Source organism: Microbacterium sp. NPDC064584, from assembly GCF_040687315.1.
Lineage (GTDB): Bacteria > Actinomycetota > Actinomycetes > Actinomycetales > Microbacteriaceae > Microbacterium > Microbacterium lacus.
Map to the genome: position 1 here is coordinate 845,927 of NZ_JBFBMZ010000001.1, position 20,044 is coordinate 865,970.

The 20,044-nt window shown below is 71.7% G+C and carries 16 protein-coding genes; 10 read left to right on the plus strand and 6 right to left on the minus strand.

The window, feature by feature from the left end:
• The first annotated feature begins 127 nt into the window (after window positions 1–127).
• From AB0P18_RS04055 to AB0P18_RS04075, 5 genes are read left to right on the plus strand one after another with little or no spacing between them, the layout of a single operon-like run.
• Window positions 128–805: a GTP pyrophosphokinase family protein gene (locus AB0P18_RS04055; RefSeq protein ID WP_363359037.1), complete on the plus strand. Its 678-nt coding sequence runs from the start codon at window positions 128–130 to the stop codon at window positions 803–805.
• 24 nt (window positions 806–829) lie between these two features.
• On the plus strand, window positions 830–1,666 hold the full coding sequence (locus AB0P18_RS04060) for a transposase (protein WP_363359038.1): 837 nt from the start codon (window positions 830–832) through the stop codon (window positions 1,664–1,666).
• Complete coding sequence (locus AB0P18_RS04065; RefSeq protein WP_363359039.1) at window positions 1,663–2,841, plus strand: alpha/beta fold hydrolase; 1,179 nt, start codon at window positions 1,663–1,665, stop codon at window positions 2,839–2,841. The genes AB0P18_RS04060 and AB0P18_RS04065 overlap by 4 nt, the downstream gene beginning before the upstream one ends.
• A gap of 21 nt (window positions 2,842–2,862) precedes the next feature.
• Window positions 2,863–4,065 carry a cation:proton antiporter gene (locus AB0P18_RS04070; protein ID WP_363359040.1) on the plus strand — a complete coding sequence of 401 codons (1,203 nt, stop codon included), beginning with the start codon at window positions 2,863–2,865 and terminating at the stop codon, window positions 4,063–4,065.
• On the plus strand, window positions 4,062–4,550 hold the full coding sequence (locus tag AB0P18_RS04075; RefSeq protein WP_363359041.1) for a glutaminase: 489 nt from the start codon (window positions 4,062–4,064) through the stop codon (window positions 4,548–4,550). Before AB0P18_RS04070 ends, AB0P18_RS04075 begins: the two co-directional genes overlap by 4 nt.
• 2 nt (window positions 4,551–4,552) lie before the next feature.
• On the opposite strand, the gene AB0P18_RS04080 is transcribed toward AB0P18_RS04075, so the two are convergent.
• Entirely contained in the window at window positions 4,553–5,302 is a 750-nt protein-coding gene (locus AB0P18_RS04080) for a GMP synthase (protein ID WP_363359042.1), read from the minus strand.
• Window positions 5,303–5,417: 115 nt separating this feature from the next.
• On the opposite strand from AB0P18_RS04080, the gene AB0P18_RS04085 reads away from it, so the two are divergent.
• Genes AB0P18_RS04085 through AB0P18_RS04100 form a run of 4 tightly spaced genes read left to right on the plus strand, consistent with a single transcriptional unit; the run spans window position 5,418 to window position 10,721 of the window.
• Complete coding sequence (locus AB0P18_RS04085) at window positions 5,418–6,023, plus strand: sigma-70 family RNA polymerase sigma factor (RefSeq protein WP_363359043.1); 606 nt, start codon at window positions 5,418–5,420, stop codon at window positions 6,021–6,023.
• A 1-nt stretch (window position 6,024) separates the two neighbouring features.
• On the plus strand, window positions 6,025–6,492 hold the full coding sequence (locus tag AB0P18_RS04090; RefSeq protein WP_363359044.1) for a hypothetical protein: 468 nt from the start codon (window positions 6,025–6,027) through the stop codon (window positions 6,490–6,492).
• Between the two features lie 53 nt (window positions 6,493–6,545).
• On the plus strand, window positions 6,546–8,216 hold the full coding sequence (locus AB0P18_RS04095; protein WP_363359045.1) for a S8/S53 family peptidase: 1,671 nt from the start codon (window positions 6,546–6,548) through the stop codon (window positions 8,214–8,216).
• Between the two features lie 33 nt (window positions 8,217–8,249).
• Window positions 8,250–10,721, plus strand: a complete 2,472-nt coding sequence (locus AB0P18_RS04100; protein WP_363359046.1) for a CHAT domain-containing protein — start codon at window positions 8,250–8,252, stop codon at window positions 10,719–10,721.
• Between the two features lie 193 nt (window positions 10,722–10,914).
• Here the strand turns inward: AB0P18_RS04100 and AB0P18_RS04105 are convergent, their stop codons facing one another.
• Window positions 10,915–11,568, minus strand: a complete 654-nt coding sequence (locus tag AB0P18_RS04105; protein WP_363359048.1) for a LysR family substrate-binding domain-containing protein — start codon at window positions 11,566–11,568, stop codon at window positions 10,915–10,917.
• 94 nt (window positions 11,569–11,662) lie between these two features.
• Here AB0P18_RS04105 and AB0P18_RS04110 point away from each other — a divergent pair, with 94 nt between their 5' ends.
• Window positions 11,663–12,061: a DUF1304 domain-containing protein gene (locus AB0P18_RS04110; protein WP_344051646.1), complete on the plus strand. Its 399-nt coding sequence runs from the start codon at window positions 11,663–11,665 to the stop codon at window positions 12,059–12,061.
• Between the two features lie 108 nt (window positions 12,062–12,169).
• Here the strand turns inward: AB0P18_RS04110 and AB0P18_RS04115 are convergent, their stop codons facing one another.
• The 4 genes from AB0P18_RS04115 to AB0P18_RS04130 all read right to left on the minus strand — a co-directional run bounded on the left by AB0P18_RS04115 (window position 12,170) and on the right by AB0P18_RS04130 (window position 19,863).
• Window positions 12,170–12,577 (minus strand): transferase, encoded by a 408-nt coding sequence (locus tag AB0P18_RS04115; RefSeq protein ID WP_344051649.1) that lies wholly within the window; start codon window positions 12,575–12,577, stop codon window positions 12,170–12,172.
• 161 nt (window positions 12,578–12,738) lie between these two features.
• On the minus strand, window positions 12,739–13,512 hold the full coding sequence (locus AB0P18_RS04120; protein ID WP_363359049.1) for a DNA-formamidopyrimidine glycosylase family protein: 774 nt from the start codon (window positions 13,510–13,512) through the stop codon (window positions 12,739–12,741).
• Window positions 13,505–18,202, minus strand: coding sequence for an ATP-dependent helicase (locus tag AB0P18_RS04125; RefSeq protein WP_363359050.1), 4,698 nt, complete (start codon window positions 18,200–18,202; stop codon window positions 13,505–13,507). The genes AB0P18_RS04120 and AB0P18_RS04125 overlap by 8 nt, the downstream gene beginning before the upstream one ends.
• A gap of 59 nt (window positions 18,203–18,261) precedes the next feature.
• Complete coding sequence (locus tag AB0P18_RS04130; RefSeq protein WP_363359051.1) at window positions 18,262–19,863, minus strand: ABC-F family ATP-binding cassette domain-containing protein; 1,602 nt, start codon at window positions 19,861–19,863, stop codon at window positions 18,262–18,264.
• Window positions 19,864–20,044: the final 181 nt, after the last annotated feature.

Sequence of the window (20,044 nt, forward strand, 5' to 3'; positions counted from 1 at the left end):
AAAGCCACCACCTCGGCGGAGGAGCCACCGTTTCGCGGGGAAAGCCACCACCTCGCGGGAAGACCCACCACCTCGGGAGGGCACGCGCTCCCAGGCGGCTCGTAGGCCGCCACCGTACCGTCGAGGGATGCCGGACGACGGGCTCGATGAACAGCTCACCTTCTCGACCGCCCAGTTGCGCGCGATGCGCGACGAGATGCAGCGGTTCCTCTTGGAGTATCGCTTCGGCATGCAGGAGGTCGAGACCAAGGTCGGGATCCTCCGCGACGAGTTCGCCTACATGCACGACTACAACCCGATCGAGCACGTCTCCAGCCGCGTGAAGTCGCCGGACAGCATCGTCGACAAGGTCGTTCGCAAGGGCGTGGAGCCCGACTTCGCCTCGATCCGCCGAGAGATCACCGACATCGCCGGCGTCCGCATCACGTGCAGCTTCACCACGGACGCCTACCGGCTGTTCGACCTGCTCACCCGGCAGGACGACGTCACGGTCGTCGCGGTGAAGGACTACATCGCCGAGCCGAAGGCGAACGGATACAAGAGCCTTCACGCGATCATCGAGGTGCCGGTCTTCCTCTCCAGCGGCCGGGTGGCGGTGCCGGTCGAGGTGCAGTTCCGCACGATCGCGATGGACTTCTGGGCGAGCCTCGAGCACAAGATCTATTACAAGTACGACCGCCAGGTTCCCGCGGAGCTCCTCACGAGCCTGAAGGATGCCGCCGACACGGCCGCCGAACTCGATGAGCGCATGCAGCGCCTTCACCGCGAACTTCACGGACCGAAGGGTCGCACGGTCGCGGTCTGAGCGCCGGCCGGACAGAATGAACGGATGACCGCGCCCGCAGACCTCGACGCGGTCGCCGCCGAGCTCTACGCGCTGCCGCCCGACGAGTTCACCGCGGCACGCAACGTCAGGGCGAACCAGGCGGACGGGCCCCTCGCCGCGCAGATCAAGGCGCTGCGCAAGCCGACGGCCGCGGCCTGGGCGGTGGGTCTCCTCGCCCGCGAGGGTCAGCTCGGCGACGCGCTCGAGCTCTCCGCTGCGCTGCGCGAGGCGCAGGACGACCTGGACGCCGCGGAGCTGAACCGCCTCGGCCGTCAGCGCCGGGCCCTCGTCGCCGCGCTCGCTGCGCAGGCCGCCGATCTCGCGGCCGCGAAGGGTGTCACGGTCAGCGCGTCGGCGCGCACCGAGATCGAGAAGACGATCAATGCCGCCGTGATGGATGCCGCGGCGGCGGCCGCCGTGATGACCGGGCGCCTGGTCCGAACTCTCGAGGCGACCGGGCTCGAGCCCGTGGACCTGACCGACGCGGTCGGCGGCTCCGTACCGGGGGTGCCGGACGCCCCGGCGCCGAGCCGCGACGACCTCGCGGAGCGCCGGGCGCGCAAGGCCGCCGAGCGGGAGCTTCGCGAGGCCGAGCGCGCCGCGGGCGAAGCGGACCGCGAGCTGGCGAAGATCGACGCGAAGCTCGCGAAGGCGCGCGAGCGCACCGACCACCTCCGCGAACGCGTCGATGACCTGCGCGCAGAACTCGCGCGGTTCGAAGCGGATGCCGAGAAGGCAGAGGCCGCCGCGACCGATCTCGAAGCCGAACGCACCGTGGCGGCCGAGCGCGCGCAGAGCGCCGCCCGCGCGACCGAGCGCGCACGGAAGGCCCTGACGTGAGGCCGGGCTTCCGCTTCGTCGCGGCGGTCATCGCCGGCATCCTGGCCGTCACCGGCGCCGTCGTCGCGGCCGAGGTCGCCCGCTTCGCCGGCGACGCGCTGGAGCGCCCCGGGATCGACGCGTTCTACGAGCAGCCCGCGGATGCCGCCACCGGCGACCCCGGCACGATCGTGAAGACCGATCCTCTGCTCGGCGCCCCGCTCGCGGCGCGCGCGTGGCGCATCATGTACCGCACCACGACCGCCGCCGGAGAACCGGTGGTCGCGACCGGTGTGCTCGTGGTTCCGCTCCTGCCGGCGCCTCCCGAGGGGCGGACCGTCGTGTCCTGGGGACACCCCACCACGGGAGCCGCCCGGGACTGCGCGCCCTCCTACGCCTTCGATCCGTTCTCGCTGATCGAAGGTCTCCGCGCTCTCCTGGACCGCGGGTACGCGGTCGTCGCGACCGACTACGTCGGCATGGGCACCGACGGCCCGGACTCGTACCTCGTCGGGATCACCGGCGGGAATGCCGTCCTCGATGCGGTGCGCGCCGCCCGGGCCGTCCCCGAGGCGCGGGCGAGCGATCGGGTCATCCTGTGGGGGCACTCTCAGGGCGGTCAGGCCGTGCTGTTCGCGGCCGAGCAGGCGCCGCAGTACGCCCCCGAGCTGCAGATCCAGGCGGTCGCCGCGGCGGCCCCGGCCGCGAACCTGGCCGACCTCATGAGCGCCCATCTCGACGACATCTCCGGGGTCACGATCGGCTCGTACGCCTTCACCGCGTTCTCCGAGACCTATCCGGACGCGCCGCTGGAGAGCATCCTGACGCCCGCGGCGCTCAAGACCGTGCCGCAGATGAACGAGCTGTGCCTGCTGAGCAACATCGACGAGCTGCATGCGATCGGTCAGCCGCTCGTCGGCGACTTCACGATCGCGGACCCCACGACCGCCGCACCGTGGAGCGACCTGCTCGCCGAGAACTCCGCCGGCGCGACGGCCTTCGACGCGCCGCTGTTCCTGGCTCAGGGGCTGAAGGACGAGCTCGTCGTCCCGAAGGACACGGCGGCGTTCGCCGAGCACGAGGCGGGGCTCGGCATCCGCGTGACCTACCAGGAGATCCCGTTCGCGACGCACGGCACGGTGGCCCTGCTCGCTATCCCGGGGCTCATGCAGTGGCTGGACCGCCACGTGCCGTGAGCCGCCCGATACGGTGAATCCGTGGACCAGCTCGAGCCGACGCTTCTCGTCATCCCGCTCCTCGCGGTGCTCGCGCCCCTGCTCGCGCGCGGACTCGGTCGGTGGGTGCGGATCCCGATCGTCGTCTTCGAGCTGCTGCTCGGCATCCTCTTCGGCCCGGCGCTCCTCGGCTGGGCCGTGCCGTCGGAGTTCATCGGCGCGCTGTCCGAGTTCGGCCTCGCGATGCTGTTCTTCGTCGCAGGCTCCGAGATCGACTTCACCGCGTTCCGGGGGCGCACCGGTCGCCGCGCCGTCGGCGGCTGGCTCATCAGCCTCGTCGCCGGCGTCGGTATCGCCTGGTTGATCTGGCCCGGCCAGGCGGCGATCGTCGTCGGGATCGCGCTGTGCTCGACAGCTCTCGGCACGATTCTGCCGATCCTGCGCGATGCACGGGAGCTCGGTACGCCGTTCGGCAAGGCGATCAGTGCGATCGGCGCGGTCGGCGAGTTCGGGCCCCTGATCGCGATCTCCATCTTCCTCGGGGCGAGCAACCCCGGCATCGAGGCGGTCGTCCTCGTGCTGTTCGGGCTCGTCGCGGGGCTCGCGATCTGGCTGGCGTTCCGGATGCCGCGCGGGGCGATGCACCGCGTCGTCAACTCCACCCTCCACACGTCCGGGCAGTTCGCGATCCGGGTGGTGTTCCTGATCCTGTCGGGCCTGGTGGCGCTCAGCATCGTCCTCGATCTCGATCTGCTTCTCGGCGCTTTCGCCGCGGGCATCGTGTGGCGCCTGCTCATGCGCGATGCCGACGCGCGCGACCGCGAAGCCGTGGAGAGCAAAGTCGAAGCCGTCGCGTTCGGGTTCCTGGTGCCGGTCTTCTTCATCTACACCGGGGTGACGTTCGATCTTGCGTCGCTCCTCGCCGACCCTCTGCTGCTGCTGGCGCTCCCCGTGCTGCTCGTGGTGCTGCTCGTCGTGCGGGGCCTCCCGTCGATGCTGGCCGCTCCCGAGGGGTCGGGGCCGAGGGACCGCATCTCGGTGGGCGTCCTCGGCGCGACGGGTCTGCCCATCATCGTCGCGGTCACCGCGATCGGCGTCGCCGAGGACGTCATGTCCAGCGCTCACGCCGCGGTGCTCGTGGGTGCGGGCGTGCTATCGGTCCTGCTGTTCCCCCTGATCGCGATGACGCTTCGCGGAGAGCGGCGGTCGCGGGTCAGCGCCCCGCTCGAAGACGACCTCGCGTGAGCACGCAGGACATCCTCGCGAGCGCCCGCGCCCGGCTGCGCGGTGCGCCCCGAGAGGCGCTCGGCGAACTCGTCGTCCCCCGCCGGGTGCTCGGCATCGGCCGGGCCGACCGCATCGTCCCGCGCGGCACCGCGTGGCACCTCGGCGCGCTGCTCCTCACCGACGACGGGGTGCTCGGGACCGGTGAGATCCTCCGCGCCCGCACCGAGGCGCGGCGCGGGTATGCCGCGGAATCCCAGCGGCAACGGGCCGAACTCGCGGCGGCCGCCCGGCGCGGCGGCTTCGCGGAGGGCGAGACCGTGCACGTCGGGTGGCAGGAGCTCGATATCGACGCGGTGGACGGGGGAGCGGCATCCGGCCCCCTCGCGCTGCGCGACGGGGTGCCCTCGATCCGGTGGAGCGCGGCGGGCGGATACATGCCGCTGGAGCGCTACCTCGCCGAGCGCATCGAGCTGCTGCGGAACCCGCCCGCCGGCGCGACCTGACCTCAGTCCTCGGCCGCGCCGAACCTGCGGGCGAACGCGTGCAGAAGCCGCACCGGCTCCGTGACGGATGCCGCCAGCACCCGGCCCGCGACGGTGTCGTAGTCGTTCGCCGGGAAGTAGCCGTCGTCGCGGTACACGGCCATGCGCTCGGTGAAGGCGCGGGTCGTGGGCTCGGGGTGGAACTGGGTCGCGTAGAGGCGCTCGCCCAGGCGGTAGGCCTGCACCGGGCAGCCCTCGTTCGTGGCGAGCAGCGTCGCGCCGGGCGGCACGGCCGCGGCGCCTTCCTTGTGGGCGGTGAGTGCGGTGAACCGGCGCGCGATCGTGCCGAAGATCGGGTCGGCCTGCCCTTGGTCGGTGAGCTCGACGCCGACCGGACCGGTGTCCTCCGGGAAGCCTCGGCTGACCTCGCCGCCGAGGAGGCGCGTGAGGATGCCGATGCTGTAGCACGTGAACATCCCGGCCCCGCGGCCCGAGTGCAGCACCGCCGTCGCGAGCTTCTCGAGGTCGGCCTCGAGGCGTCGCTGCACGTCGGGTTTGGCGGACTCGGGGTCGGTGACGTTGAACGGGCTTCCGCCGATGAAGAAGCCGCTGTAGCGGTCCAGGACGTCGTCGGGCAGGGGCTCGTTCACGAGGTCGAGGGTCGCCAGCCGATCCGGCGTGAGGCGCGCGGCGGCGCGGAACGATTCGTACTCGGCGACCGCGGCGAGCTGCTGCGGGCGCACGCAGACGTACAGGAGCGGCGCCGAGGTCATGCAGCGAGTTTAGACGTGCGCGCAGGCGGATTCTGAGGTCGTGGGAAATGTATCCGCCGACATGTATCACGCCCGATCTTTCGCGCTCTGTGCATGTGTGGACACAATGGGCGTCATGACGCACGAAAGCGCTGGGGCTTTTGTCGACTCCGCCGAACCGACACGCTGGGAGAGGGCTGCGGCCCTGTTCGTCCGCTGGCGCGACGGGGAGACGCGGGCGATGGATGACCTCGTGCGGCTGATGACGCCGCTGCTCTGGCACGTCGTGCGCGCATACGGTCTCGACCGGGCGCTCGCCGAGGACGTCGTGCAGACGACGTGGATGACGCTCGTGCGCCGGCACGAATCGATCACCGAGCCGCAGGCGATCTCGGGATGGCTGACGATGGTGGCGCGCCGCGAGGCGTGGCGCGTCGGCAAGCTGCAGCGCCGCGCCGATCCGACCGAGGTCGAGAGCCTGGAGGCTCACCTTCCCGCCCAGCAGTCCGCGGAGCAGACCGCATCCACCGACGACGAGTCCCGTCGCCTGTGGGATGCCGTCTCCAGGTTGAACGACCGATGCCGGCGCCTGCTGCGCATCGTGGCTTTCGAGGAGCGCCCGGACTACGCACGCATCGCCCAGGACATGGCGATGCCGATCGGCTCGATCGGGCCGACGCGTCAGCGCTGCCTCGGCAAACTCCGCTCGCTCCTGGTGGGCGACGGCTGGGAAGAGGACTGACATGGACACCGAGGACTTCGCAGCGGACGCCGCGCTGTTCGCCCGCATGCGACTCATGTGGCAGGAGGTCGACCCCGCACCCGCCGACCTGGTCGACCGGATGGTCGCCGCCGTCGCCGTCGAGGACCTGTCGCGCGAGTACGCGCTGCTGACCCTCGTGGAGGGCGACCTCGCCGCCGTGCGCGGCGAGAGCGACACCGCCACGCTGCAGTTCAGCGACGGGACGACGAGCGTGCTGCTGCACGTGAGCGCCACCGAGGACGGCGCGCGCCGCATCGACGGGTGGGTGGATGCCGCGGCCCTCGCGATCCGCCTGGTGCAGGGGGAGCGCGAGTTCAGCACCGACCCGGGCGAGCACGGCCGCTTCGCGTTCGACAGCGTCCCCGCCGGTGTCTCGCGGCTCCGCCTGGTCGTCCGCGACGCCGGCGGCGAGATGCACGACTTCCAGACCCCCCAATTCGAAGTGTGACCTGTCGGATGCCGCGACGGTGGTCGCGGCATCCGCTGTGATGAGGAGCGAACATGAGTGATCTGCCCCCCGACGACCCTGCCCGCGGAGCGGTTTCCGATCAGCGAGGAGTGCCGGGGTGGAGGCGCCGGTACGACTCCGCGCGCGCTCAGGGCGTGCCGCTCGATCCGACCAGCGAGCCGGTGCGGGGAGTCAGCGCGTATCCCACCGCGTATGCCCCCGATCATCTGCTGCTCACGTCTGGGGAGAAGGTCGAGTCGGTCCTCGAGGTGCTCCGTCCGGCGGCGGCGGACTTCGGCTGGGGTCTGGAGCTGCAGAACCTCGACGGCTCGCCGCTCGATCCTGAGACCGCAGGGGAGCGGGCCCGTCGAGGCCGCGAGCGATTCGACCTGCCGACGATCTACCGCGTCGAGATCTTCCCCTCGCCGAGCCCGGATCGCGACGATCAGCCGGTGCCGCCGATCGACGCGTGGCGCCTGCTGCAGCGTGCCCGGGCACGCAACGGGCGGGTCATCCCCGGTGTGAGCCTCGACCACGTCCTCTCGGTCGACCCGTTCGGCAAGACGAACCCGTTCGGCAAGACGAACCCGTTCGGCAAGACGAACCCGTTCGGCAAGACCAACCCGTTCGGCAAGACCAACCCGTTCGGCAAGACGAACGCACCGGGGGTCGACAGTTACGCCGAACCCGGCTGCGGCGGTCGCCAGGTGGTCGACTACATCGGTCCCGCGCCGCGCCGCAGCATCGCCGTCGACAAGGGTGGCAGACGGCCGGTCGTCGCAATCCTGGACACCGGTTGCGGCACGCACGAGTGGCTGACCGATGACATCGTGACGCGGTCACCGGTTGTGGACGGCGTGCGGCTCGGAGTCCACGACCCGGAAACGGATCCCGAGGTGATCGGCGACGTCTCCGGCCAGTTCGACGGGGAACTGGATGCGTCCGCCGGCCACGGCACGTTCATTGCCGGGATCATCCGACAGGTGTGCCCGGAGGCGGACCTCGTGACCGTGCGCGTGGCAGACAGTCAGGGGACGCTGCTGGAGGGGCATTTCCTGTACGCGATCCGCACGTTGGTCAAGTGGATGCTGCTCCCGGCCGCGGAGGGCGGCCGGCGCATCGACGTGCTGAACCTGTCGCTGGGGTACTACCACGAGACCCCGGAGGACGAACTCTTCGACCGGACTCTCAGTGAGCTGCTCACGCTCGCGCGCAGGAACGGCTGTGCCGTGGTCTGCTCCGCGGGCAACGAGGCGACCGACCGGCCCACGTTCCCCGCGGCGCTATGGAACTGGCCCGGATCGGACTTCGCCGTCGAGGACGTCGTCGATGCCGCTCCGCATCTCGCGGTGGGCGCGCTCAATCCGAACAACAGCGTCGCCCTCTTCAGCAACATCGGCGCGTGGGTGCACACGTACGCGCCGGGGTCCGCGGTGCTGAGCACTTCTCCGCCCCTCAACGGCGGCGTGCAGGCCGGGACGCGCTCGGACCGTCTCGGGATGCGCCGAGAGACGATCGATCCCGACGATTTCACCGGCGGCTACGCGTTGTGGAGCGGGACCTCGTTCGCGGCTCCGTATGTGGCGGGCCGGCTCGCCTCCGCTCTCGTGGAGAGGCTGGCGAGTTCGGCGGACCTCGAGCCGAAGGCGTGCGCGCGTGTCCTGGACGAAGCGCGTGTGCAGGTGCTGGCAGAGCTGGAGAAGCGGCTGCTGCGGGCGGGGTGACGCGCGCGTCGCGAACGGCGCCATGATGGGGGGATGGCGCGTTCCGCGGCGGAACTTCACGAGACGGCGGTCCGGCTCGCGAATCAGGGGCGCCACTCCGCCGCGACCCGGCACCTGCTCACGGCTCAGGAACTGACCGAGGATCCTGGCCTGCGGGCGCGCATCCTCGGCACTCTCGGCTACATCCGCGCGCGCACGGGCGACCCCGAGGGCGGCGAGCGGCTGTGCCGCGAGGCGATGGCACTGCCCGGGATCGACTCCCGGACGTACGCGCTCCTTTCGGGACAGCTTGGCGCCCTCGCCGAGCAGGCGGGAAGGTACGACGACTCGGAGAAGTGGCTGACGCGCGGCATCGACGCCCTGGCCGAGGACACCGAGGAGCGCGCGAACCTGCTCGTGAACCGCAGTCTCGTCAACATGCGCCGGCTCCGGTTGAGCGCCGCATCCGAGGACGCCTCCGCGGCATCGCGCATCTTCGCGTCGATCGGGAGCCCGATCGACGAAGCGCAGTCGCAGCACAACGAGGGGTATCTCGCACTCCTCGCCGGTGATCTCGTGACCGCGATGCGGGTCATGTCCGGTGCTCGCAGCACGCTCGCGGAACAGTCTCCGGTACTCGCGGCGATGTGCGACATGGACCGTGCGGAGGTGCTTCGGGACGCCGGGCAGGTGCGAGAAGCGGAGCGCCTGCTCGCTCACGCGGCTGGAGTCTTCGGTCGTCAGCGGATGCCGCAATCTCGCGCGGAGGCCGAGTTCCACCTCGCCCGATCGCTCCTCGCGCACGACCCGGTCGGTGCGCGACCGATCGCCCGTCATGCGGCTCGCCGATTCCGCGGTCTGGGAAGCGCGTCGTGGGCCCTGCGTGCGGACGCGGTGCGTATGCGCGCCGAGCTCAGCGCGGGGCAGGTGCTGCGCAGCGGACGCCGTGTCGGCGCGACCGGTCCCGTGCCGTCGCGGTCGGAGATCGAGGAGACGGCACGCGGGCTCGCCCGTGTCGGCTTCGCCGGAGAGGCAGCCGCCCTGCGGTTCACGCACGAGGTGTGGAGCGCGCGTCACGGAGCCGTGCAGGACATGCGGGCGCGTCCGGTGCGGCTCGCGGACGGCGCCCCGATGGAGGCGCGCACCCTTGCCCACCAGGCTCGCGCGACCCGCGCCGAACGTCGGGGCCGGCTCGCGCAGGCTCGTCGGTTCGCCGCCGCAGGGCTGGATGAACTGGCGGAGTGGCTGAGCGATTTCGGCAGCCTCGACCTGCAGACATCAGCGGTGATGCAGGGCAACGGCCTCCTCGGCGTGGGGCTGGCCGCAGCCGTCCGCTCGGGCCGGCCCGAGGCGGTCTTCGAGTGGTCCGAACGCGCGCGCCACATGAGCGCGCAGGTTCTGCCTCTCCGGCCACCGCCGGACCCCCAGCTGGCGGAGGACCTCTCCGAACTGAGGATGCTGCGCGCGGACGGCGGGGACTGGCAGTCACAGCCACGCGCGCGCGAACTTCGTGAACGCATCCGCGACCGCCAATGGTCGACGACCGGCGGCGCAGCCCTCCAGAACCGCGTCGGGCTCGACGACCTGCGCGAGGCGCTGGATGAGGAAACGGCGGTCCTCTCGTTCGTCTTCTCCGGGGACTCTTTGCACGTGCTGGTGACGCGGCGTTCCGATGTCGCCCTCGTCGACGTCGCGGAGTGGCCACGCGTCCGCGATGCGTTGCCGGGCTTGCGCTCGGATCTGGACATGGCGGCGTCCGTGCGCGGCCGGATGGGGGAGATCGTCCGCCGCTCGCTCGATGATCGCCTGGCGGCGCTGTCGGCGGTGCTGATCGATCCCGTCCTTGCGCGACACGCTGCCCAGCGCTGCGTGATCACCGTGCCTGGGGTGCTGAGCGGCATCCCGTGGTCGATGCTCCCGGGTCTGCGCGGCTCGGCCGTCACTCTCGCCGGTTCGGCGTCGCGATGGATCCATCAGCGCGGACAGGAGACTCGGCTCGAGACGGCTGCGTTCGTCGCCGGTCCGCGCGTGTCGCGGGCTCAGGAGGAGATCGCCGCGGCGTCCGTGACCTGGCGCTCGCCGGTGATTCCGGATCCCGCGACCGTCGATGTCGTGACCGACCTCTCGTCGAGCGTCGACGTCCTGCATGTCGCCGCCCACGGCCGTCATTCCGCCGACACCCCGATGCTCTCGGGCCTGGACCTCACTGACGGCACGCTGTTCGGCTACGACATCGACCGGATGGCGAAGGTGCCGTCGCTCGTTGTGCTCTCGGCGTGCGAGGCGGGTCGCTCGTCCGTGCGGTGGGGGGAGGAGGCGATCGGCATGACGCGTGCGTGGCTCCACGCAGGCACCCGGTGCGTGATCGCCGCGCCGGTGGTCGTCGCCGACGACGACGCGTGCGAACTGCTGGCGGCGATGCACGAAGGGCTGGCTGCGGGTGAGGAGCCGGCAGTGGCCCTGGCGGCGGCATCCGCCCGCACGGGCATCGTCGCGCCGTTCCAGGCCCACGGATCCGGCTTCTGAGAAAAGTCAGCCGGGGATGTATCAGACCTGAGCCGTCGCGCTCCTTCATCGTGGAGCGGCCCTGCAGTCCGGAACCGGGGGGTAACGGATATTGGGGGCGCAGGATCCATGGGGCGCGATCGGGGCGCGAGGATCCTGTCGGGCTGCTCCGCGGGGGATGTCGCGGAAACCCAACTCGGCGACATCCCCCGCTTCACATCCGCGACGAGTTCGCGGTGCGTCCGCGCACGATCCCGATGAAGGTCTCCACGGCCGGCGTGGTCCGATCGGTCGGCCAGGCCAGCGCGACGGTGGACGTCGGCGCCTCCCGCAACGGGCGCGACGCGACGTCCTTGCGGCGGTGCAGTCGCGCGAGCGACATCGGCGCGATCACGATCCCGACGCCGGTCGCGACGACCGCGACCGCCTGCTCGGTGTCCTCCGGGGCGTCGAACGCCGGCGCGACCGTGCCGGGAACGCGGATGCCGAGCGCGTCGTCGCGCGGCACGATGAGCACTTCGCCCGCGAGGTCCTCCGGCGCGAGCTCGTCGACCGCGGTCAGGTGCGAGTCGGAGGGGCAGATCACGACGGTCACCTCGTCGTACAGCGGGATGACGCTGAGCCCATCGCGCTCGATCGGCAGCCGGACCAGCGCCGCGTCCAGATCGCCCGCCAGGAGCCGCGACCGCTGATCCGCCACGGAGATCGGCTCGAGCTCGAGCGGGGAGAGCGGCATCCGCTCGCGCCACGCGTCGATCCAGCCGCCCGGCGTGGCCCCGGGGATCGCGCCGAGCACGAAACGCTCCGGGGGCGGAGGCGGTGCGATCGGCTCAGGGGTCTTCGCCGGTGTCTTCGCGCGCTTCTTCACGGGCGCTTTGTGCGCCGACGGGCGGGGCTTTCCAGACCGGGACCCGCCGCCTTTCGCCACGGACTCAGCGTAGCCGGGGCGATAGTGTTCGCTCATGATCGCCGTCATCGCCTCGGTCTTCGCGGGCCTCGCCGCCCTGCTGCACGTCTACATCTTCATCCTCGAGAGCGTGCGCTGGCGCACGCCGCGGGTCTGGAAGACGTTCGGCGTCGCCGACCAGGCCGCCGCCGACATCACGCGGCCGATGGCGTACAACCAGGGCTTCTACAACCTGTTCCTCGCGATCGGAGCGGCGTTGGGGCTCGTCCTCTACTGGGTCGGCGCTCCCGACTCGGGCCTGCGCATCGCCGGGTTCACCCTCGTGCTGTTCAGTGTCGGCTCGATGCTCGCGGCATCCCTCGTGCTCATCTCGTCCGGCAAGCGCTACCTGCGGCCCGCGGCGATTCAGGGGACGCTGCCGCTCCTGGCGTTCGTGCTGTTCCTTCTCGCCTGAACTCTGCCCCTCGAGTGCACGGGTTCGTACCGAGTGCACGGGCTCGACACGTCAGCAAGCAGTGCGCTCGGCGCGAAGCCGTGCGCTCGGCGCAACCCGCGCCGGGACTCAGGCGGCCAGGCGCAGGCCGCGGCGGTCCGTGGCGACGCGCTCGCCGTCTCCGACGGTCTCGTCGTCGCCGATGAGCGAGTTCACGGCGACCCGGGCTCCCGTGCCGATGTGCGTCCGCACGCCGATCTTCGCGCCGGCGCCGATCGCGGCACCTGACCCGATGTGGGCGTGGGGGGCGATGTCGGCCTCCGGGCCGATCACGGCGTCCGCTTCGACCCAGACCCCGCGGCCGACGTGAGCGCCCGCGGCGATCTGGACGCCCGGCTCGACGTACGCGCCGGCCTCCACGATCGCACTCGGGTGCACCTTGGCGCCGTGCGCGACGAGCCCGCGGCCGTTCGTGTGCTTGCGATACCGCAGCGACTCACCACGGTCGTTCTCGATGTCGACGTAGTTCTTACCCACGATCCCCTCCAGCGGCCCAGTTGTGCCGAGTACAGGAATAACCTGTCCCACTGCTTATTCATTCCCGCGCATCGGTCCATTCGGATGCATTCACGCGCAAGAAATATTCGCCGCGGAGCCCAGAACGGATTCCCCTGCGGGACCTCTTCTCGCGGATGCCGTCACGTCTGGCACGTCGGACACCAGAAGGTGTTGCGCTCCCGGGTCGGATCCGCTCCGAGCGACCCCTCCCTGATGACCGTTCCGCAGCGTCGGCAGGGCCGGCCTTCGCGTCGATAGACCCAGGTGGAGCGCCCCGGTCGGTCGTCGCCGGTGAACGTGCGCCCCTGCCGATCGCGGTTCGCGCGGATCATGCGCGCGCCGAGATCCAGGATGCCGGCGACGTCGGTCTCCGTCGCCGGGCGGGTGGGCAGCACCCCGCGGACGAAGAGGATCTCGTTCGCGTACTCGTTGCCGAAACCCGCGACGTTGCGCTGGTCCAGGAGCGCGACGTGCACCGCGCGCTCGTCGGCGCCGAGCCGCCGGGCGGCCTCCGCGGGGTCCCACGCGTCGCTGAGCGGATCGGGACCGAGATGACCCACGATCTGCTCTTCGTCGCGGGTGGGGACGACTTTGATATCGGCCAGATCGAACCCGACGGTGTCCCACTCCGCGTTCGCGAGCACGGCGCGCGCCGTGTAGCCCGGCCGACGCCAGCGCCCGCCGCGCGGATAGACGTCCCACCGGCCCTCCATCTTCAGATGGCTGTGCAGGGTCCACTCACCGATGTGGTGGAGGAGGTGCTTGCCCCGAGGGACGACCTCGTGCACGGTCATGCCGCGCAGGTCGATCGTCGCGGCCTGCGGCACGCGCAGATCGAAGCGTGTGAGGACAGTGCCCGCCAGAGCTTCATGCAGGCGGTGCGCCGCGCGGTAGACGGTGTCGCCCTCAGGCACGCGCGGCCTCGCGGAGCGTGTCGCCCGCGGTCAGGCGGCGGAGCGTGAGTCCTCGCGGGGACTCGACGAAACCGGCATCCCGCAGCGCCCGCGCGATTCCGGTGCCGTACACGAACTCGCCGTTGACCTGCTCGATCGTGAGGGTGGCGAGTCTGCGCGCCCGTGCGGTCGCCGCCAGGTCGCCGGCGGCGGCGGTCAGGACGGCCTCGTCGTCGGTGAAGGCGAGCGCCGACTTGCCGCCGCGCTCGAGGTACAGCGCAAGCGACCCGTCGACGATCACCACGAGCCCGCCCGCCTTGCGTCCGGGACGGTGGGTGACGCCCTCGATCGTCGGCCAGGCCAGGGCGGCTCCGTAGGGATTCGCCGGATCCGTCGCGGCGAGCGTGTACGCGCGCAGCGGCGGCGGGTCGGCGAGACCGGCGAACTCGCGCAGCCGGTCGACCGTCGCGGAGGCGGCGAACTGGGCGGCGCCGAGCTTCTCGATCACATAGCCGCGGCGGCAGTGCCCCGCCTGCTCGAAGCCCGCGAGCACGCGGTAGGCCTGCGCGAATCCGCCGGGCAGGCCTTCGGACTGCACGGAGCCCCGCGTGACCACGCCATACCGGTCCAGCAGCAGACTCGCCGCCGCGGTCGCCCGCAGCGTCGCGTCCTCCTCGGCCTCGGGCAGCAGCGACCACCGCCCGCCGATCGCCGGCGGGCGCGGCGGAGTGCTGGATCTGCCGACCGACGCACCGCGGTACATCCGGGCGCGCGGCGCCTTGCGCGCGGTGCGGTGCGCCTGCGAGCCGCCCCCGAGCAGCATCCGCACCGGGGTGAACGTGTCGTTCGTCACCCGGCCTGCCCACGTCAGATTCCAGAGCGCGTCGATCACGGACTGCTCGTTCAGCGCCCCGACCTGCTGCCGGAGCTGCGCGGCGAAGAACGCGCCGCCGCCGGAGAGCGCCGTGAGGATCTGCTCCTCGATCGAGCCGCTCGCGATGTCCTCCTCGATCCTCTGCAGGGTGAGGGGCGCGGCATCCGCCGGGTGCAGGGCGATCCAGCCGTCCCGGCCCGGAAGCGACCCGTGCCCCGACCAGACGACTTCGCCCGTGGCGGTGAGCTCGTCGAGCATCGCCGGGCTGTAATCGATCACGCGGGAGGGGAGGACGAGCGATTCCCAGGCGCTCGCCGGGATCGGCACGCCCGCGAGCTGCTCGATGACCGCCGCGACCCCGTCGATGCCCTCGAGCGGACGCGCGACGTGCTGCCAGACGGGCAGGAACCGCGCGAACGCCTCGGGAGCCACCGGCTCGACGCTGCCGCGGATCGCCGCGAGCGAGCGCATCCGCAGGCGCCGCAGCACTTCGACGTCGCACCACTCGGTCTCCTCCGACGAGCCCGAGCCCGCGGGGAGGAAGAATCCGCTCGACAGGCGCCCCTGTCCTTCCAGCCGCTGCAGCGTGAGGCGGGCGACCGCGATCCCCACGCCGAGCCGCTCGGCGACCGCGGTGCTCGTGAACGGACCGTGTGTGCGGGCGAAACGGGCGACGAGATCGCCCAGCGGGTCGGCGAGCGGCTCGAGGAACGCATTCGGGATGCCGACCGGCAGGGCTGCTCCGAGCGCATCGCGCAGGCGTCCGGCGTCCTCGATCGCGGCCACCCGCGAGACCCCGGCGACCGTCACCGGGATCGCCCGTCGCGTGTCGATCAGGGCGTCCAGGTGCGCGCGGGCATTCTCGGGGTCGGTCAGACGCTCGGCGACCTCGGCCGCATCCAGCGGTCCGAGGACGCGCAGCAGGTCGGCGACGCCCTCGACGCCATGCGCACGTCGGTCGGGGTCCAGGCGCTGCGCCTCCCGCTCGAACTGCGCCATGATCTCCGGATCGAGCAGCTCGCGCATCTCGACCTTGCCGAGCAGCTCGGAAAGCAGCGCCGGGTCGACCGAGAGCGCCGCGGCCCGACGTTCGGCCAGTGGCGAGTCGCCTTCGTACATGAAGGCACCGACGTACCCGAACAAGAGGTCGCGGGCGAACGGCGAGGGGGAAGTCGTGGTCGTTTCGATCAGGCGGATGCTGCGATCGCCGATGCTGCGGGCGATCCGCAGCAGCGCGGGCACGTCGTAGACGTCTTGCAGGACCTCGCGGAGGGTCTCGAGGATGATCGGGAACGTCGGGTACCGGCGGGCCACCTCCAGCAGCTGCGCGGACCGCTGTCGCTGCTGCCAGAGCGGGGAGCGGCGGTTCGGGTTCATCCGCGGCATGAGCAGCGCCCGGGCGGCGCACTCGCGGAACCGGGAGGCGAACAGTGCGGAACCGCCCACCTCGTCGATCACGATCTGCTCGAGCTCGTCGGGCTCGAAGACGAACAGCTCGGCGCCCGGCGGTTCTGCGGTGGCGTCGGGCACCCGGGCGATGATGCCGTCGTCGCTCGCGACGGCCGAGCCCTCGACGCCCAGGCGCTCGCGGATGCGGGCGTTCACGGCCAGCGCCCACGGGCCGTGGACCTTCATGCCGTACGGGGAATGCAGGATCACCCGCCAGTCGCCGACCTCGTCGCGGCCGCGCTCGACCGTCAGCGTGCGGTCGGTGGGGAGGGTGCCGGTGGCCTCGCGCTGTTCGGCGAGGTAGGACAGGAGGTTGACCGAGGCGTTGTCGTCGAGCCCGGCATCCCGGAGTCTGTCCCGTGCCTTCTCGGGACTCGCCGCCGACACCTCGCGGGAGAACCTGCCGAGCGCCTCGCCGAGCTCGGCGGGCCGGCCGAGGCCGTCGCCGTGCCAGAACGGGAGCTTGCCCGGCTGGCCGTACGCCGGGAGGACGTTCACGCGGTCGTGCGTGATCTCGACGATCCGCCAACTCGTCGTGCCGAGGGTGAACACGTCGTTGATGCGCGACTCGTAGACCATCTCCTCGTCGAGCTCGCCCACGCGCGCGTTCTGCGATTCGCCGGCGATGAACACACCGAACAGCCCCCGGTCGGGGATCGTCCCGCCGCTCGTGACCGCGATGCGCTGCGCGCCCGGGCGGCCCGTGAGCGTGCCGAGGTCGCGGTCCCACACGACGCGCGGCCGCAGCTCGGCGAACTCGTCGGAGGGGAAGCGGCCGGCCAGGAGGTCGAGGGTCGCCTCGTACGCCGAGCGCGGCAGGGTGCGGAACGGGGCGCTCGCGCGCACGGTGTCGTACCAGCCCTCGACGTCGATCGGCCCGAGCGCGCAGGCGGCCACGGTCTGCTGCGCGAGGATGTCGAGCGGGTTCTGCGGCACCGCGATCGCCTCGATCTGCCCGGCCAGCATGCGCTCGGTGACGATCGCGGTGTGCAGCACGTCGCCGCGGTGTTTGGGGAACAGGGCCGCCCGGCTCACCTCGCCGACCTGGTGGCCGGCGCGGCCGATGCGCTGAAGACCGGAGGCGGCACTCGGCGGCGCCTCGACCTGGATCACGAGGTCGACCGCACCCATGTCGATCCCGAGCTCGAGACTGCTCGTCGCGACGACGCAGCGCAGGGTTCCGGACTTCAGCTCCTCCTCGACCTGGGCGCGCTGCTCTTTCGAGACCGAGCCATGGTGGGCCTTCGCGAGCACCGGCTCGGCGCCGGCCGAGATGCCGGCCTGAGCCATGGTCTGGGCCGGGATGGCGGCATCCGGCACGTCGAGTCCCAGGCGCTCGGCGTAGATCTCGTTCAGGCGTCCGGTCAGACGCTCGGCGAGCCGACGGGAGTTGGAGAACACGATCGTCGAGCGATGCTCGAGGATGCGGTCGACGATCGCCTCCTCGACGTGCGGCCACAGCGACCCCGTCACCTCGGTCGATTCGGGACGCTTGCCGCCGCCGTCGCCGAACCAGTCCTCGTCGATCGGCGCGTCGGCCGCTGCCGTCGGTGCGGGGGACGCGGGACCGGATGCCGGCGGCGGAGGCGGATTGAGCATGTCGTCGACCGGCACCACGACCGACAGGTCGAACGTCTTGGTCGCGCGCGGGGCGACGATCTCGACGGGCGCCGAGCCGCCGAGAAAGCGCGCCACCTCGTCGATCGGACGGACCGTGGCGGACAGGCCGATGCGCTGGGCGGGAGCGGCCTCGGCATCCGCCGACCGGCGCAACGCGTCGAGGCGCTCGAGGCTCACCGCCAGGTGGGCCCCGCGCTTGGTCGCCGCGACCGCGTGCACCTCGTCGATGATGACGGTGTGAACGCCGGTCAGGGTGTCGCCCGCCTGGCTCGTGAGCATGAGGTAGAGCGACTCGGGCGTCGTGATCAGGATGTCGGGCGGTGCGGTGACGAGCTTGCGGCGGTCGGAGGAGGTCGTGTCGCCCGAGCGCACGCCGACGCTCACGTTCGGCACGCGGATCCCCAGCCGCCGGGCCGACTGGCCGATGCCGACGAGCGGCGAGCGGAGGTTGCGCTCGACGTCCACGCCGAGGGCCTTCAGCGGCGAGATGTAGAGGATGCGGGTCGGGGACGGCGCGGGCGGGCGGGAGCCCCGGCGCGGGGGCGGTTCGGGTGCCGGGGCCTCGGCATCCTTCTCACGGAACACGCGGTCGATCGCCCACAGGAACGCGGATAGGGTCTTTCCTGAGCCGGTGGGGGCCACCACGAGCGCGTGCTTCCCGTGCGAGATCGCATCCCACGCCCCGAGCTGTGCGGAGGTCGGGGCGGCGAAGGCGCCGCGGAACCAGTCCTGCGTGGCAGGACCGAACCGCTCGAGCACATCACTCACGCGTCCATCTTCCTCGCTGGGTGCGACATCGGGGGCGGGCTTGATTTCGAGCGCCGACGTCAGGCGCGCTCCCGCAGACCGTCCGGCAACATCTCCAGGGTGACGTCGATGCCGAGTCTGCTCAGGAAGTGCTCGTCGTGGCTGACCACGAGCACCGCACCCCGGTAGGCGCCGAGGGCGTCGACGAGCTGGTCGGCGGTATCCAAGTCGAGGTTGTTGGTGGGCTCGTCGAGCACGAGCAGCTGCGGCGGGGGATCCGCCAGCAGCACGCGCGCGAGCGCCACCCGGAACCGCTCGCCGCCGGACAAGGTCGACACCGCCCGGTCCATCGCGTCCCCGCGGAGCAGGAACCGCGCGAGCCTATTCCGCAGTTCGCGATCGGGCATCGCCGTCGCGGCATCGCGGATGTTCTCGAACACCGACGCGTGCTCGGCGAGTCCGTCCACCCGCTGCGGCAGGTAGCCGATGCGGTCGGTGTGCGCGATCGCGGCGATGTCCGCCGCCGGCGTTTGCCGAGCCACGAGGTGCTCGAGCAGCGTGGTCTTGCCCACCCCGTTCGGCCCGACCAGCGCGACGCGCTCGGGCCCCTGGATCACCCACGAGCGTTCCCCGTCGCCGAGCGTCGCGATGCGCCGCCCCGCCGCGACGTCCGGATCCGGCAGATCGATCCGGATCGCCTCATCGTCGCGGACGCGCCGTTCGGCGGCATCCAGCCGCGCCCGCGCCGCCGTCTCGCGGTCGCGCATGTCCGTGCGCATCTTGCCCGCCGACACTTCGGCCGCGCGCTTCAGACCCCCGGCGAGGATCGGCGGAACCCGCTTCTCCAGCTGCGCCTTGCGCCCCATGGCCGCTCGGCGCGAGATCTTGATCTCCGCCTCGATCCGGTCGCGCTTCTCGCGCTTGACGACCTGCGCCGCCGCGCGCTCGGCACGCAGCGCGGCGCCCTGCTCGGCATCCCGCAGCGCCTGCCAGTGGGAGAACGGACCGCCGACGACGGTCAGCGCGCTCCGGTACAGCTCGACGGTGTCGTCCATGAGCTCGAGCAGCGCGACGTCGTGGCTGACGACGATCAGCGCGCCGCGCCACCCGCGCACCATGTCGGCGAGCCGCGTCCGCGCCGGGCCGTCGAGGTTGTTCGTCGGCTCGTCCAGCAGCGTGACGCCCGCCCCCCGCAGCCGGATGCCGGCGATCGCGGTCAGCACGGCCTCACCGCCGGACAGCTCGCCCACCCGTCGGTCGAGCATGCCCGGCTCGAGTCCGGCCTCGGCCAGCGCGACGTGCGCGCGAGCCTCGACGTCCCACTGGTCGCCGACCTCGTCGAAGCGTGCGGGATCCACGTCGCCCGCCTCGATGGCACGCACCGCGCGCAGCGGGACGCCCACGCCGAGCAGGTCGGCGACCGGCGTCTGCACGTCCAGCGTGAGTCGCTGGGGCAGATACGCGGGCGGCGCGGACGCCGTCACCGCCCCGCCGGTCGGAGTGAGGTCACCGGTGATCAGGCGCAGAAGAGTGGACTTGCCGGAGCCGTTGCGTCCGACCAGGCCGGTCCGCCCGGCGCCGAACGCCCCCGAGACCTCGCGGAGCGCGACGGAGCCGTCCGGCCAGGAGAACGAGACACGGTCCAGGACGACCGTGGAGTGCAGAGAAGAGTGAGCAGGCATGAAGGCCTCCAGATGTCATGCGCTGACACCGGGTGCCTGCTCGAAGAGACGAGCGGCAGAGCTCTGCGGAACGGGAGCGTCGGCGGTTCAGCGCGCGGATGCGGGCGCGGAAGCGTCGAGAGTTCTCACCGGAGGTTCCTCACGTGGGGGACAGGAGTGACCAGAATAGCGGATCCCGCCC